Source organism: Bradyrhizobium oligotrophicum S58 (assembly GCF_000344805.1).
Classification (GTDB): Bacteria; Pseudomonadota; Alphaproteobacteria; order Rhizobiales; family Xanthobacteraceae; genus Bradyrhizobium; species Bradyrhizobium oligotrophicum.
Genome location: NC_020453.1, coordinates 219648 through 235132, shown reverse-complemented (window position 1 = coordinate 235132; position 15485 = coordinate 219648). Strand labels below are relative to the sequence as shown.

The following is a 15485-nucleotide window of genomic DNA, read 5'->3' as shown; positions in this document are numbered from 1 at the left end:
AATCCCTTGGGAGGAGGGAGGTCAGCCGCCGAGCTGACCCTTGGTGGATGGCACTTCGCCTTGGTTGCGCGGATCGACCGCAAGCGCGGTCCGCAGCGCCCGCGCCAGACCCTTGAAGCAGGATTCGGCGATATGATGGGCGTTCTCGCCGTACAGCGTCTCGACATGCAGCGTGATGCCGGCGTTCATGGCAAACGCATTGAACCATTCGCGCACCAGCTCGGTGTCGAACTCGCCGATCTTGTCGCGCGCGAAAGTCGTGCGGAACACCAGCATCGGCCGGCCCGACACGTCGATGACGACGCGGGTCAGGGTCTCGTCCATCGGCATGTGGATCGAGGCATAGCGGGTGATGCCGGCCATGTCGCCGAGCGCCTGCCTGACCGCTTGGCCGAGCGCGATGCCGACATCCTCGGTGGTGTGGTGGAAATCGATATGGAGGTCGCCGACCGCCTTGACCGTCATGTCGATGCGGGAATGCCGGGCGAGCAGATCCAGCATGTGATCGAAGAAGCCGATACCGGTCGCGATGTTGACGACGCCGGTGCCGTCGAGGTTCACGGACACCTCAACGTCGGTCTCTTTGGTTTTGCGCTTGATGGTCGCGCTACGCATGGGGTCAGCTTTCCCTTGAAAACGCGGCCCTTTTATCAGGCGGATGACACCTTAGCTACTGCGGGATGATCCGCCGAGCGCCTGATCTCGGGCCATGGTGAGCGGATTTCAAGGCCTGAAAGGGCAGGGCAGGGGCCCGGTAATTGTATCCTCGCGCCCAGGCGCCTAAATGAGGGCATCAACCAGGGACCCCCCATGCACGCATCCTCGAACGAGCCCACCGTCTGGCACGGCACCACGATCCTGACCGTCCGCAAGGGGGGCAGGGTGGTCGTGGGCGGCGACGGCCAGGTCTCGATCGGCCAGACCGTGATCAAGTCCAATGCCCGCAAGGTGCGCAAGCTCGGCAAGGGCGACGTGATCGGCGGCTTCGCCGGGGCCACCGCCGATGCCTTCACCCTGTTCGAGCGGCTGGAGAGCAAGCTGGAGCAATATCCGGGGCAGCTGACCCGGGCTGCCGTCGAGCTCGCCAAGGACTGGCGCACCGACCGATATCTGCGCCGGCTGGAGGCCATGATGATCGTCGCCGACAAGGAGGTCTCGCTGGTCCTGACCGGGACCGGCGACGTGCTGGAACCGGAGTCCGGGGTGATGGCGATCGGGTCGGGCGGCAATTACGCGCTGGCGGCCGCACGGGCACTGATCGACACCGACAAGGATGCCGAGAGCATCGTCCGCCGCTCGCTCGACATCGCCGCCGACATCTGCGTCTACACCAACCGCAACATCACCATCGAAGCGCTGTCGGCCGAGTAGACGATGACCGCGGACGAGATCGGCGCCCCGACCGGACGATCGTCCGCCCCCTGGTTTGCAGCGGCGCTAGGGCTCCTGGCACTGCAGGCCGCACTGCTGTTCGCCATGGGCCGGCTGCCGATCTGCGCCTGCGGCATCGTCAAGCTGTGGCACGGCGTGGTGCAGAGCTCGGAGAACTCCCAGCATCTCACCGACTGGTACACGTTCTCGCACATCATTCACGGCTTCCTGTTCTACGCGCTGACCGCGCTGGTGGTGCCGGTTCTGCCCTGGCAGGGACGGCTGATCATCGCGATGCTGATCGAAGGCGCCTGGGAGCTGGTCGAGAACTCCAGCCTCATCATCGAGCGTTATCGTGCCGCCACGATCTCGCTGGATTACTACGGCGACAGCATCGTGAACTCCGTCGGCGATAACATGGCGATGATGACCGGCTTTCTGCTGGCGCGGGCGCTGCCGGTGTGGCTGACCGTTGTGATTGCGATCGCCTTCGAGATCGGGGTGGGCTTGCACATCCGCGACAACCTGACGCTCAACATTTTGATGCTGGTCTATCCAACCGAGGCGATCCGGCAGTGGCAGGCCGGCCCGCCACTCCTGTGACGGCGGAAATCCGGCTTGCCCTCGTCCCCGTCCGACCCTAGCTAGAAGCCCATGACCGACTTTTCCCCTCGCGAAATCGTCTCCGAACTCGACCGCTACATCGTCGGCCAGGCCGACGCCAAGCGGGCGGTCTCCATCGCCCTTCGCAACCGCTGGCGGCGGCTGCAGCTCGACACTGGCCTGCGCGAGGAGGTTCTGCCGAAGAACATCCTGATGATCGGCCCGACCGGCGTCGGCAAGACCGAGATCGCGCGGCGGCTGGCAAAGCTCGCGGGCGCGCCGTTCCTCAAGGTCGAGGCGACCAAGTTCACCGAGGTCGGCTATGTCGGCCGCGACGTCGAGCAGATCATCCGCGACCTGATCGAGGTCGCGATCGTCCAGGTGCGCGAGCGCAAGCGCAAGGACGTCGCCGCCCGCGCCCAGCTCGCCGCCGAGGAGCGCGTGCTCGATGCGCTGGTCGGCGCCAATTCCAGTGCTGCCACCCGCGACTCGTTCCGCCGCAAGCTGCGCGCCGGCGAGCTCAACGACAAGGAAATCGAGATCGAGACGCAGTCCTCGGGCAGCGGCTTTCCGATGTTCGAAATCCCGGGCATGCCGGGCGCACAGATGGGCGCGATCTCGATCGGCGACATCTTCGGCAAGCTCGGCGGCCGCACCAAGACGCGGCGCATCACTGTCGAGTCCTCCCACGACATCCTGATTGCCGAGGAATCCGACAAGCTGCTCGACAGCGACCAGCTGGTGCAGGAAGCGATCAGCGTCGTCGAGAACAACGGCATCGTGTTCCTCGACGAGATCGACAAGATCTGCGTGCGCGAGAACCGCGCCGGCGGCGACGTCTCGCGCGAGGGCGTGCAGCGCGATCTGCTGCCGCTGATCGAGGGCACGACGGTGTCCACCAAGCACGGCGCGGTGAAGACCGACCACATCCTGTTCATTGCGTCCGGCGCGTTCCACATCGCCAAGCCTTCGGACCTCTTGCCGGAGTTGCAGGGCCGGCTCCCGATCCGCGTCGAGCTGCAGGCGCTGACCCGCGACGACATGCGGCGCATCCTCACCGAGCCGGAGGCGTCGTTGATCAAGCAATATGTCGCGCTGATGCAGACCGAGGGCGTCACGCTCGACATCACCGACGATGCGATCGACGCGCTTGCTGACATCGCGGTCGCGGTGAACTCGACGGTCGAGAACATAGGCGCCCGCCGGCTGCAGACGGTGATGGAGCGCGTACTCGACGAGATCTCCTTCACCGCCTCCGACCGCAACGGCGAGACCATGCGCGTCGACGCCGCCTATGTGCAGCAGCACATCGGCGACCTCGCCAAGAACACCGATCTGAGCCGTTTCATTTTGTAGTCCATCCCTGCAGCAGGCTATGAGACGGTCATGCGCACATCGCCGCGGGATGTGATGGACGGTGCAGCGCCTGGCACAGTGCGCTCCATCGCCCCGTCCTTACAGGGAGAGGGCTGGGGTGAGGGGCAGCCGCACGAGCAGTGTGAATGGTTGGACCTGTACCCCCTCACCCGGATTGCATCTGACGATGCAATCCGACCTCTCCCCGCAAGCGGGGCGAGGTTGCAGTGAGCGCGCCGAAACGGCTTCGGCTCCCAACGTTGTTTGCTGAAGTGCCGCGAATCCACTGGCGCCTCATGCTCGCCGTCAATGCCGCCATCATGCTCGGCGTGTTCCTGCACAAGATCACGCTGCCGCCCTACATTCCCTACATCCATCTGCTGGTCGACTATCACTTCGGCTTCATCAAGCGCGCGCTGATCGGGGCCATCGTCGGACTGTTTATGGCGAAGGTACCGGTCTGGCTGGTGTTCGCGCTTGCAGGCCTTGTCTGGCTGATCACGTTCGCGCTGTTCGTACAGCTGTTCCGACGCACCTTCGGCCTGGACCGCGCGCGCCTGCCATTATTCGTCTTCACCGCGGGCTCGCCGTTCGCGTTCAAGAACTTCCTGTTCACGCTCGGCCATTTCGACATCTATGGCTGCCTCGGCGCGATCATCCTGCTGCTGGTGCCGGCCGGCTCGCTCGGCTACGTGCTGCTCGCCGCGGTCATCTCGGCGGTGCTTGTGCTGATCCACCACATCCATCTCCTGATGTATGTGCCGACCATCGCCGCCATCGTCGTGCTGCGCTACTACCTGTCGCGCGTTCCCACGCGGCTCGATCTCGCCGTCGGCGTGGGCGCGCTGCTCGGTCTCGGGGTGTTGTTCCTGGCGGCGCAGTTCGCCGGTACCATGCCGATTCCCGAAGCGGACTTCGTACACTACCTGCAGACGCGGATGGTCGATCCGTCGCGCACCAATCTCCTGCAGTTCGCCTATGTCTGGTACCAGCCGCTTGCAAAGGAGGTGCAGGACACCTGGGCGCGGCTGCCCTCGAACCTGCTCGGCGTGCCCGTCTATGCTCTGCTGCTCTGGCTGCACGCGCCGCTGTGGCGCACTTTCAGGGACCGCATCGGCGCGCTGGAAGCGCAGCGCCATCGCCAGATCGTCATTGCCACGCTGACCGTGATCAGCTTCGCCTACCTCGTGATGTTCGCGATGGTGTTCGACTATTCGCGCTGGATCTCGAGCTGGGTGGTCTGCATGATCCTGATGCTGCATGCGGTGAAGACGCTGCCGGCGACAACACCGATCACGCCCATCGATGCCGATGATCGCAAGACCACGATCCTGGGCTGGATCGTCACCGCCGTGCCGCGGGTCGGCATCATCCGGCCCTTCTGACGCTCAACCGCGGGCGCGCCTGATCCGGACATAGAGCGCGCCGGCGCCGCCATGGCCGACATGGGCCTCTTCGAAACCGACGATCAGCGAGCGAAATTCCGGCAGGCCGAGCCAATGCGGCACCTGCCGCCGCAGCACGCCGCGCTCGGGATCGGTGCCGATGGTGCCCTTGCCGGTGATGACCAGCACGAAGGTGAGACCGTCGTGCTGAGCCCGATGCAGGAAATGATGCAGCGCCTGATGCGCGCGGCCCTGGGTCATGCCGTGCAGGTCGAGGCGGGCGTCGATCTCGCTGCGGCCGCGCGACAGCTTTGAGCGCTCCTTGCGGCCGAGCGACACCAACGGCGGAATTGCCGGCCTGACCGGCTTGGGCATGACGACTGGCGGCATCGGACGTGGCGTCGCCGTCGGCTTGTCCGGCTGCGGCTCGGCCGTCACCATCGGCGGATGCGGCCGCACCGGACGCGACTTCTTGCGCAGCGGCTTGACCTGGCGCGCGACCATCTCCCACAGCGTGCGCTCGTCCTCGGAGAGGCCGCGCTTGCGACGGCCGCGCAGCGGCTCGGGATCATCAGACATGGAGACGGCTTGTCATCGGCGGTGGCGGTGACGTCTGCCATAACGCAATCGGCGGATATTGCGATCACTTTCGAGTCGCGGCCTGGCTTCGGGCAGGGGCACCGACTGTGCAGCCGGCGCGTTCTGCGCCACCGTCGTCGCGGCGCTCGCCGTCGCCGGAGCAGGGGCCTTCGCATCCTTGACGGGGGAGGGCACGACCGTCGCCTTCGCTTGGTCCTGCTGCTTTCCTTGATCCTTCGCCTGCTCCTTGACCTGATCCTTAGCCGCGTCCGTGGGCGCCTCCTTGGGCAGCACCTGCGGAAACAGCTTTGCAATCTTCTCCGACGGACGTGCATCCGGCAGCGGCATCTTGCGGCCGCGCGCGACCGGATCGAGGCTCCTCGGCACCAGCATCACGAACTGCATGCTGTGCTTGAGACGGCCGGACACCTTGCCGGCTTCCTGGCCGGCGCCGAAGTACAGATCGGCGCGGGCAGGCCCGACGATCGCCGACCCCGTATCCTGCGCGATCATCAGCCGGTGAAACGCCGTCTTCGACTTCTCGGATTCGATCGGCAACTCGCCGGTGATGAAGAACGGCGTGCCGTAGACGTGCAGCGACTTGTCGACGGCAATCGAACGGCCCGGCGTCAGCGGGATGCCCTGCGCGCCGACGGCCTCGTCCTTTTCGGACAGTTGCACCTCGCGGAAGAAGATGTAGGAGCGGTTCGTCCGGCGCAGCTCGTTGGCGCCTTCCGGATTCTGCTCCATCCAGTCGCGGATGCGCTGCATCGACATCTGCTCGCGCGGGATGATACCGCGCTCGATCAGCACGCGGCCGACTGGTGTGTAGGGGAAGCCGTTATAGGCGTCGTAGTTGATACGCACCGTGGAGCCGTCATCCAGGCTGATGCGCGCCGAGCCCTGGATCTGGGCAAACAACAGATCCGTCTGATTCCTGAGCCAGGCGATCTCGAGGCCGCGGCCCTCGATGGCACCGTCCTCGATCTCCGCACGGTCATAATAAGGGACGAGCTTGCGCCGGCCGATCTTGCGATAGACAGCGCCCTTGTTCGGCAGATTGGGCGCGTCCTGCTTGAAGCCTCGCACGAACAAATTCGACGGACGGCGATAGACCGGAACGTTGTAGACCTCGTTCTGGGTCCGCGAGCCCTCGATGACGGGCTCGTAGTAGCCGGTGACGAAGCCATCGGCATCGCCGAGCTTGGAGATCTTCAAGGGTTCGAAATGCCGCTCGAAGAACGCCTTGGCCGCGGCATTGTCGGCGAGATCGGCCGACCGCGCGTCGCGACATGGATCGCGCAAGGAATCACCGAGCGCCTTGTCCTCGGGGGCGCCGTCGGGCTTGGCCGCGATCGGCTTGCAGCTGGCGCGAAAGGTCCGGTAGGCCGCCAGCTGGTCATCGTCGTTCCAGCCGGGCACGTCGCTCCAGGCCAACGGCAGATACTGGCTGTTGGTGATCTCGAGCGGCCAGTCGAGCTGGGGGTAGGGCAGGTGACGCACCGGTTCGACAGACCGGTGACGCGAGCGCACGGCCTCGGCCGCATAGGGCGCGACCGCCACGGCGGCGACAGTCAGGACAAGCGCCGGCGTCCAGTATTTGAGGCTGTTGACGGTAAAGCCCCGCTTCCAAATTTCGCGAACCATGCCTGCACCATCAAAGTACCACTCAACGCGAAGCTTGGAAGAAACATGACTTCAAAAAACGGGCCTTCAAAATCCGGGATGCGACGTCTGCTCCTCCCTTGGAAGCGGCGGCCCGCCGGAAGCTGGCCACCAACTGATGTGACCCACGGCGACCGTGGTCCATTCCGTGTCAATGACTGCCGGTGCCGACCAGCTTCCAGTTCGGATCGCGCGAACCGGTGTCGCGCGCGAAGGTCCAGATGTCGGTGATGTCGGCGACCTTGTCCGGATTACCGTCGACGATGTTGCCGGCCTTGTCGCGGGTGACCGAGATCATCTGCGACACGAACCGCACCGTGAGCTGCGCCGCGCGATCACGCACATCAGCACTGACCAGTTCGGCCGTGTCGATGGAGACGAAACGCGTCTCCGTCTTCTGCTCGTGCTTCTCGCGATCCTTGATGACCGACTCGAAGCTGTCATAGACCTCCGACGACAGCAGGTCGCGCAGCGCGCGGCGGTCGCCATTGGCAAAGGCAAGCACGATCATCTCATAGGCGCTGCGCGCGCCGGTCAGGAAATGGCGCGGGTCGAACGACGGATCCTGCGCCACTACCGCGTCGAGCCCGCGTGCGAGCGGCGTCCCCGGCTCGGCCAAACCGCGCCAGCGATCGTTCGGCACGCCCAGATCGGCGCCCGTGGCCGGACCGGCCGGATCAATCGGCGCACCGGGAACCGGTATCACCCGGTTGTCGGGAGCCCCCTGCACCGCGTTCCGGGCGGCGTGATCGAACGGAGTCCGCTCGCCGCCGGTGCGCTGTCCGAGCACAGCCCGCAGGCGCACGAAGATGAAGACCGCCAACGCCAGGAAGATGATGGTATAAATGTCCACGTCGTGTTCGCTTTCTGACTTGTCGGGCCGGACGCGAGGTCTGGCCATCAGATGCCCGTTTTACAAGAACCGGGTAAAGACCGATGAATCGGTCCATCGTCCCGGATGTAGTCATCGAAATGGGCCCAGCCAATGGCACATTGTGGCGCGGCGATCCTAACCCGTTTCAAGGCCAAGGGGAAATCGGAGGGGAAATCGGATCCCGCGTTCCCAGGCCAGCCAAACGCCGGCCCGCCCCACCGGTCGCGTCATGCGACAAATGGAGGCAGATCGGACCCGACAACCATACTCGGCTGCTGTCGCCGCTTCCCACGGCTCGTCCTTGTGGAACAAGCCGGCCCTATGGTAGCCACGCGCCGCAACGATCCGCCCTTTTGTGCCTGGAGAACACTTCGATGACCAACGGTAACGGCGCCAATCCCGAGGCGGCCCCCCCTCCTCAACTGAATGTGCTGGCGCAATACATCAAGGATCTCTCGTTCGAGAACCCCAATGCTCCGCAGTCCCTGGCGCCCCAGGGTCAGCCGCCGCAGATCAACATCCAGATCAATGTCGGCGCCAACAGCCTCGCGGACACCGAGTATGAGGTGACGCTGACGATCGAAGGCAAGGCCGAGAGCGGCACCCAGGTGATGTTCAGCTTCGAGCTGGTCTATGGCGGCGTGTTCCGGCTGGTCAACATTCCGCGCGAGAACCTGTCGCCGATGCTGCTGATCGAGTGCCCGCGGCTGCTGTTCCCGTTCGCCCGCGAGATCGTCGCCAACTCGGTGCGCGATGGCGGCTTCCCGCCCTTGATGCTGGATCCGGTCGATTTCGTCGGCCTGTACCGCCAGAACATGGAGCGTCAGGCTGCGGCCGAAGCCGGTCAGAGCCGGCCCAGTTGATCGGTTAAGAATTTAGTTATTGGTTGTTTTGACGGGCGTGGTCCGTAGCCTGACGGCTCGGATCACGTTCCGGCGAGGAACTCCGTCCAGATTGGCTTATCGCCCAGGGTGGCAATGAAGGCGCGATGCGCCTCCCGCTCCGCGTCGGTGACCCGCGGCGCCAAGGGGATGTCGCGCTGGCGGCGCGGCGTATCGCCGGCCATGCCGATGCGGATTTCCTGCGTATCCTGAGTCAGGATCAGCTGCGACTGCCGCGCTCCGACCAGGTCGACATAGACCTCTGCCAGCAGCTCGGCGTCGAGCAGCGCGCCGTGCTTGGTACGCCGCGAATTGTCGATCGCATAGCGCGAGCACAGATCATCGAGCCGGTTCGAGACGCCCGGATGCTTGCGACGGGCGAGCATCAGCGTATCGACCAGACGGTCGCGCGGGATCGCGGCGCGCTTGACCCGGTCGAGTTCGGCATTGATGAAGCCGATGTCGAACGACGCGTTGTGGATCACCAACGGCGCGTCGCCGATGAACTCCAGGAAATCCTCGACGACCTCGTGAAACAGCGGCTTGTCCGCGAGGAACTCGCTGGACAGGCCGTGGACCGCGAAGGCCTCGGCCGGCATGTCGCGCTGGGGATTGATGTAGCGGTGGAAGACCTGACCGGTCGGCATGCGGTTGAGAATCTCGACGCAGCCGATCTCGACCAGGCGATCGCCGCGCAACGCGTCGAGGCCGGTGGTTTCGGTGTCGAGTACGATCTCACGCATGGGGTCAGTCCATCAGCACAACGACGCTTGCGAATCAGGCGCGTCGCTGCGGCATCTTAACGACCTCGGCCAGGATGTCGCGGATGCGCGTCCGCACCGGGTCCAACCCATTGGATGTATCCACGACGAAATCGGCACGGGCGCGCTTTTCGGCATCCGGCATCTGCCGCGCCAGCAACGCGTCGAGCGCTTCCTCCGTCATCGTGCCGCGCGCCAGGATGCGCTGACGCTGGAGCTCCGGCGAGGTCGAAACCACCACCACGGCATCGACCCGCTTGTCGCCGCCGGTCTCGAACAACAGCGGCACATCGACGACAGCGACCGGCACGCCCGACCGCTCGGCGTCATCGAGAAATGACTGATGATAGGATCTGAGCATCGGGTGGACGATGGCTTCGAGGCGGCGGATCGCAGCGGGGTCGCCGACGACCTTGGCCGACAGCTTGGCGCGATCGACCCTGCCGTCGACGGTCGTTCCGGGAAACGCCGCTTCGATCGTCGGTGCAGCCTCGCCTTCATACACCCGATGCACGGTGGCATCGGCGTCGTAGACGGGAACACCGGCTTCGGCGAACAGCTTCGCGGTGGTCGATTTACCCATCCCCATCGAGCCGGTCAGCCCCAGCACTCTCATCCGCGTCCGCTCCCTCGCACGATCCCCACTCGGCTTCAAAACCTGAGCAGTCTTGCTTCGCGGAAATACGCCAGCAGCGGCAGCAGCGGCAGGCCGAGAATGGTGAAGTGATCGCCATCGATACGGTCGAACAGGTGCACGCCGAGGCCCTCGAGCTGATAAGCGCCGACGCTCGACAGCACGGCCGGGCCGGCCGTGTCGAGATACGCCGCAACGTCGCTCTCGGTCAGGGTTCTCATCGTCATCCAGGCAACCGCGACGTGGGAGAACAGCACCTCGCCGTTGCGCACGACGGCGATGGCCGAGTGCAGCGCATGGGTACGCCCGGCCAGAGCGAGCAGCTGCTGCATCGCCTGCTGCCGGCCGGCGGGCTTGTTGAACATCCGCTCGCCGAGTGCGAGCGTCTGGTCCGCACCCACGACATATGAATTCGGCTCGATCGCAGCGACGGCCTGCGCCTTCGCCGTCGCCAGATGGAGCGCGATCTCATAGGGCGCGACGAGGCCCGCGTCCTTTTGGAGTGCACGTTCGTCGATATCGGCCGGCACCGCCTCGCAGGCCAAACCAGCATTCTCGAGCAGCATGCGCCGTGCACGGCTTTGCGAGGCCAGGACGAGCCGCCCGTCACCACACCATAGAGTCATCGTCGTCAGCTCATTCCGGCAGGCGTTGCCGCTGCCGGTCGGTATAGAGTTTCAGAATCGCAGCCGCGGTCTCTTCGATCGAGCGCCGCGTCACATCGAGCATGACCCAGTTGAACTTGCCACTGAGCTTGCGCGCATAGGCGACCTCATCGGTCACCGACTGCTTGTCGACATAATTCTCATTGCCGGATTCCGCACCCATGCTGAGCAACCGATTTTGCCGCACCTGGATCAGCCGCTCCGGGGTCGCATGCAGGCTGACCACCAATGGCTTCTTCAGCGTCTCCAGTTGATGCGGGATCGGAATGCCGGGAACCAGGGGCACGTTGGCCGTGCGCACGCCGCGATTGGCGAGATAGATCGATGTCGGCGTCTTCGACGTCCGGCTGACGCCGACCAGCACGACGTCGGCCTCCTCGAGACCGTCGACCATCTGGCCGTCATCGTGGAGCATCGTGTAGTTCAGCGCATCGATGCGCGCGAAATATTCGGCGTTGAGCACGTGCTGCGCGCCGACGCGACCGGCGGTTGATGCGCCGAGATATGCTTCGAACAATTGCATCACCGGACCGATGATCGACAGGCTCGGGATGTTGATCTGCTGGCACTTGGCCTCGAGCCGGCTGACCAGATCCTTCTCCAGGAGCGTGAACAGCACGATGCCCGGCGCTTCCTCGATCTCGTCGAGCACGCGGTCGAGCTGCTTCTGGCTGCGCACCAGCGGGTACACGTGCTCCACGGGTGTCACGTTTGCATACTGCGCGGCGACGGCTCGCGCGACCGTGATCAGGGTTTCACCCGTCGAATCGGAGACCAGATGCAGGTGAAAGTAGTTTCCGGTGGTGGGCATCAAATCCTTAACAATCTGTGAATCCCTGTGAAGGACGGGACCAAAAAGCAGCCGCCGGCCGGCCCCCTTGGGATAACCCCGAATCTTCTGCACATGGCCCCGGTCCGGGAAAACTTCGGCAGCAAGTCCGATGATATCGGGATGACGCCCGCTTGTCTTTGGATAAGCTGTCCAAGGTTTTCGGCAAGCATTTGAATCACATCGGACTCGGGTGAGAACCGCTGCTCGATCGCGGCCTGTTGAAGGATGTGAACAAGCTGCGAGGAATCTGTTGGCAGCATTTCATGAGTCCAATCCACCGCTACCTAGACTCAAACCTTAAGATTCTAAAATTATTTGGTTTGGAAGCGATCGTGCGAGCGGATATGTCTCGCCTCCCAACGAGCTCACCAGCCGGCAAGAGGATCGCATCTCCCGATGTACGAGTGGATCAAGGCACTGCACGTGATCGCCGTCATCGCCTGGATGGCGGGCATGCTCTATCTGCCGCGGCTGTTCGTTTATCACTGCGAGGCGGAGATCGGCTCGAAGCAGTCCGAGACCTTCAAGGTCATGGAACGCCGGCTGCTGAAGGCGATCATCAATCCAGCGATGGCCGTGACCTGGCTTGCCGGGCTCTACATGGTCTGGGCTGGCGGATGGTATGCCAGCGGCTGGTTTCACGTAAAATTTCTGCTGGTTCTGATCCTCTCCGGCGTGCATGGCCTGTTTACCCGCTGGGTGCGGGAATTCGGCACCGACAAGAATACGCGGAGCCAGAAATTCTATCGGTATATCAATGAGGTGCCTACGGTACTCATGATCGGCATCGTGATTCTCGTCATCGTCAAGCCGTTCTGAGCGATTTCCAGAGAATACCGCCCGGTCGCATACGTCTTGCGAATGACGGCGTGATTTTCTATATTGCTGACATCCCACCCCACGCAGGCGGATGTGGTTGCGTTCCGGCTCGACCGGCCGCCGCATCAGGTCTGGTGCCTCATTGGCGCCAACCTTGCTCAGACCTGCGGACTTCATTTTTGTCCGCCTTCCCACAGCCACCTCGCATCCCTCCCAAGTCGCTTCCACAGGACCACCCCAATGCGGGAAATCAAACTACAGGACCTCAAGTCAAAGACGCCGGCCGAGCTCGTCTCCTTCGCGGAGGAAAACGGGGTCGAGAACGCCAGCACGATGCGCAAGCAGGAGCTGATGTTCGCCATCCTCAAACAGCTCGCGATCCAGGAAATCGACATCATCGGTGAAGGCGTCGTCGAGGTTCTCTCCGACGGCTTCGGCTTCTTGCGGTCGCCGGATGCGAACTACTTGCCCGGTCCCGACGACATCTATGTTTCGCCCTCGCAGATCCGCCGCTTCGGCCTGCGCACCGGTGACACCATCGAGGGCCACATCCGCAGCCCGAAAGAGGGCGAGCGCTATTTCGCGCTGCTCAAGGTCAACACGCTGAACTTCGAGGATCCCGAGAAGTCCAAGCACAAGGTCAATTTCGACAACCTCACGCCGCTGTTTCCGGACGAGCGTTTCCGGCTCGAGCTCGAGGATCCGACCCGCAAGGATCTGTCGCCGCGCGTGATCGACATCGTGGCGCCGATCGGCAAGGGCCAGCGCGCGCTGATCGTCGCGCCGCCGCGCACCGGCAAGACGGTGCTGATGCAGAACATCGCGCACTCGATCACCGCCAATCATCCCGAGTGCTACCTGATCGTGCTGCTGATCGATGAGCGTCCGGAAGAAGTCACGGACATGCAGCGCTCGGTGAAGGGCGAGGTGGTGTCCTCGACTTTCGACGAGCCGGCGGCGCGTCACGTGCAGGTCGCGGAGATGGTGATCGAGAAGGCCAAGCGCCTGGTCGAGCACGGCCGCGACGTCGTCATTCTCCTGGACTCGATCACCCGTCTCGGCCGCGCCTACAACACCGTCGTGCCGTCATCCGGCAAGGTGCTGACCGGCGGTGTCGACGCCAACGCGCTGCAGCGGCCGAAGCGCTTCTTCGGTGCCGCCCGCAACATCGAGGAAGGCGGCTCGCTGACCATCATCGCGACCGCGCTGGTCGATACCGGCAGCCGCATGGACGAAGTCATCTTCGAAGAGTTCAAGGGCACCGGCAACTCCGAGCTCATCCTCGACCGCAAGGTCGCCGACAAGCGGACCTTCCCGGCGATCGACATCGCCCGCTCCGGCACCCGCAAGGAAGAGCTCATCACCGAGCCGCAAAACCTCAAGAAGATGTACGTGCTCCGCCGCATCCTCAATCCGATGGGCACGATGGACGCAATCGACTTCCTGCTCGACAAGCTCCGCAGCACCAAGAGCAACTCCGAGTTCTTCGAGTCGATGAACACCTGATCGAGGCACGATCTCCCAGTCTGCAAAGGGCGCTCTTCGGAGCGCCCTTTTTGTTTGTCGCTACGCCGTCCGCCAAGTCGTCCGTGTTGGTCGGCGCGCCATGTTTCGCCGGCGTAAAGCATGCCGCCGCAAACCGATTGTCTTTCTTTGCAGGCGAGCCCAACTGAGGCTCATGCATCCTCACGACCAGACCATCTTTGCGTTGTCCTCCGGACGCCTGCCGAGCGCGATCGCGATCGTCAGGCTCTCTGGCTCACACGCCGGCTCTGCTCTTCAGATGCTGGTGGGAAGACTGCCGGTGCCGAGGATGGCGACGCGCGCCTTGCTGCGTGATGGCAGCGGCGAGCCGATCGACGATGCGGTCGTGCTGTGGTTTCCCGGACCTGCCAGTGCAACTGGCGAAGATGTCGTCGAGCTGCACGTCCACGGCAGCCGCGCGGTGATCGCGACACTGTTTTCACTCCTGTCGGCGATGCCGCAGATGCGGACCGCCGAGCCGGGCGAGTTCACGCGGCGCGCGTTCGAGAACGGCAAGATCGATCTGACCGAGGCCGAAGGTCTCGACGATCTCATCCACGCCGACACCGATCGCCAGCGACGCCAGGCCCTGCGGCAGCTGAAAGGTCTGCTCGGCGACAGAGCACGAAGTTGGCGCGACCAGATCATCGAAGCGTCGGCCCTGATCGAGGCAGGCATCGACTTCGCCGATGAAGGAGACGTGCCAGCCGAACTGATGGCGCCGGCGCTCGCCCGGATCGGTCAGCTGTTGACCGAGATCGAGTCCGTGCTGTCGGCCCAAGGCCGGGCCGAACGTTTGCGCGATGGGCTTACGGTCGTCATTGCCGGACCGCCCAATGCCGGCAAGTCGACCCTGATGAACCAGCTCGCGCGCCGCGAGGTCGCGATCGTCTCGCCTCATGCCGGCACGACGCGCGATCTGATCGAGGTCCAGCTCGACCTCGATGGCTATCCGGTGACGGTGATCGACACCGCGGGCATTCGCGAGACGAACGATCCGATCGAGCAGGAGGGTGTTCGGCGCGCGAGGGACCGAGCGGCACAGGCGGATCTGGTGCTGTGGCTGGCGGAGGACGATCAGGCCGACATCGAGCGCCAAGGCGAAGCTCCGGTCTGGCTCGTTCGGAACAAGATTGATCTGAGCGGAGACCGGGAAGGGGATTGTCCGTCGTCGAGCGGAGACAATCCGGCCTTTCACATCTCAGCGCGAAGCGGGGCAGGGTTGGCCCAACTGCTCGAAGCTTTGGTCGGCTTTGCCCGCGACTATTTCGGCTCCATTGAGAGCGGTCTGATCACACGCGAGCGGCAGCGGACTCTGCTCGACCAGACAACCGCCGCGCTTCGGCGTAGCATCTCGGCGATCGACCTCGGCGAGGAGCTGGCCGCGGAGGAGCTGCGGATCGCCGCCCTTGCGCTCGGGCGTCTCTTGGGGCGGGTCGATGTTGAAGACCTGCTCGACGTGATCTTTCGCGAGTTCTGTATCGGCAAATAGACCCGGCCTGCCGGGACCGGGCAGATATACTTAATGAAACGTTG

At 64.0% G+C, this 15485-nt stretch carries 16 protein-coding genes; 8 read left to right on the top strand and 8 right to left on the bottom strand.

Annotation, left to right across the window (positions count from 1 at the left end):
* Positions 1-21: 21 nt before the first annotated feature.
* Positions 22-615: an imidazoleglycerol-phosphate dehydratase HisB gene (gene hisB / locus S58_RS01120; protein WP_015663381.1), complete on the bottom strand. Its 594-nt coding sequence runs from the start codon at positions 613-615 to the stop codon at positions 22-24.
* A gap of 195 nt (positions 616-810) precedes the next feature.
* Here hisB and hslV point away from each other — a divergent pair, with 195 nt between their 5' ends.
* The 4 genes from hslV (at position 811) to S58_RS01100 (ending at position 4715) form a co-directional block, all read left to right on the top strand.
* Positions 811-1371, top strand: a complete 561-nt coding sequence (hslV, locus tag S58_RS01115; RefSeq protein ID WP_015663380.1) for an ATP-dependent protease subunit HslV — start codon at positions 811-813, stop codon at positions 1369-1371.
* A 3-nt stretch (positions 1372-1374) separates the two neighbouring features.
* Entirely contained in the window at positions 1375-1974 is a 600-nt protein-coding gene (locus tag S58_RS01110; RefSeq protein ID WP_015663379.1) for a DUF2585 domain-containing protein, read from the top strand.
* Positions 1975-2025: 51 nt separating this feature from the next.
* Positions 2026-3330, top strand: a complete 1305-nt coding sequence (gene hslU, locus S58_RS01105) for an ATP-dependent protease ATPase subunit HslU (protein ID WP_015663378.1) — start codon at positions 2026-2028, stop codon at positions 3328-3330.
* A 296-nt stretch (positions 3331-3626) separates the two neighbouring features.
* On the top strand, positions 3627-4715 hold the full coding sequence (locus S58_RS01100; RefSeq protein ID WP_015663377.1) for a hypothetical protein: 1089 nt from the start codon (positions 3627-3629) through the stop codon (positions 4713-4715).
* Positions 4716-4718: 3 nt separating this feature from the next.
* Here the strand turns inward: S58_RS01100 and S58_RS01095 are convergent, their stop codons facing one another.
* The 3 genes from S58_RS01095 to S58_RS01085 form a co-directional block, all read right to left on the bottom strand.
* Entirely contained in the window at positions 4719-5294 is a 576-nt protein-coding gene (locus S58_RS01095) for a Smr/MutS family protein (protein ID WP_015663376.1), read from the bottom strand.
* A gap of 12 nt (positions 5295-5306) precedes the next feature.
* Positions 5307-6941, bottom strand: coding sequence for a murein transglycosylase A (gene mltA, locus S58_RS01090; RefSeq protein ID WP_015663375.1), 1635 nt, complete (start codon positions 6939-6941; stop codon positions 5307-5309).
* A gap of 169 nt (positions 6942-7110) precedes the next feature.
* Positions 7111-7812, bottom strand: a complete 702-nt coding sequence (locus S58_RS01085) for a Tim44/TimA family putative adaptor protein (protein WP_042338526.1) — start codon at positions 7810-7812, stop codon at positions 7111-7113.
* 395 nt (positions 7813-8207) lie between these two features.
* Here S58_RS01085 and secB point away from each other — a divergent pair, with 395 nt between their 5' ends.
* On the top strand, positions 8208-8696 hold the full coding sequence (gene secB, locus S58_RS01080) for a protein-export chaperone SecB (protein WP_015663373.1): 489 nt from the start codon (positions 8208-8210) through the stop codon (positions 8694-8696).
* A 62-nt stretch (positions 8697-8758) separates the two neighbouring features.
* Here secB and dnaQ read toward each other — a convergent pair whose 3' ends face one another.
* The 4 genes from dnaQ to S58_RS01060 are packed head-to-tail and all read right to left on the bottom strand — an operon-like array spanning position 8759 to position 11585.
* Entirely contained in the window at positions 8759-9457 is a 699-nt protein-coding gene (gene dnaQ / locus S58_RS01075) for a DNA polymerase III subunit epsilon (protein WP_015663372.1), read from the bottom strand.
* A 34-nt stretch (positions 9458-9491) separates the two neighbouring features.
* On the bottom strand, positions 9492-10091 hold the full coding sequence (gene coaE / locus S58_RS01070) for a dephospho-CoA kinase (protein ID WP_015663371.1): 600 nt from the start codon (positions 10089-10091) through the stop codon (positions 9492-9494).
* Between the two features lie 35 nt (positions 10092-10126).
* Positions 10127-10735, bottom strand: a complete 609-nt coding sequence (locus S58_RS01065; RefSeq protein ID WP_015663370.1) for a Maf family protein — start codon at positions 10733-10735, stop codon at positions 10127-10129.
* Between the two features lie 10 nt (positions 10736-10745).
* On the bottom strand, positions 10746-11585 hold the full coding sequence (locus S58_RS01060; protein ID WP_015663369.1) for a pyruvate, water dikinase regulatory protein: 840 nt from the start codon (positions 11583-11585) through the stop codon (positions 10746-10748).
* A 417-nt stretch (positions 11586-12002) separates the two neighbouring features.
* Here S58_RS01060 and hemJ point away from each other — a divergent pair, with 417 nt between their 5' ends.
* The 3 genes from hemJ to mnmE all read left to right on the top strand — a co-directional run bounded on the left by hemJ (position 12003) and on the right by mnmE (position 15441).
* Positions 12003-12425 carry a protoporphyrinogen oxidase HemJ gene (gene hemJ, locus S58_RS01050; RefSeq protein ID WP_015663368.1) on the top strand — a complete coding sequence of 141 codons (423 nt, stop codon included), beginning with the start codon at positions 12003-12005 and terminating at the stop codon, positions 12423-12425.
* A 240-nt stretch (positions 12426-12665) separates the two neighbouring features.
* Positions 12666-13931: a transcription termination factor Rho gene (gene rho / locus S58_RS01045; protein ID WP_015663367.1), complete on the top strand. Its 1266-nt coding sequence runs from the start codon at positions 12666-12668 to the stop codon at positions 13929-13931.
* A gap of 172 nt (positions 13932-14103) precedes the next feature.
* A complete protein-coding gene (mnmE, locus tag S58_RS01040; RefSeq protein WP_015663366.1) occupies positions 14104-15441 on the top strand; it encodes a tRNA uridine-5-carboxymethylaminomethyl(34) synthesis GTPase MnmE in 1338 nt (445 codons plus the stop codon).
* Positions 15442-15485 lie beyond the last annotated feature (44 nt).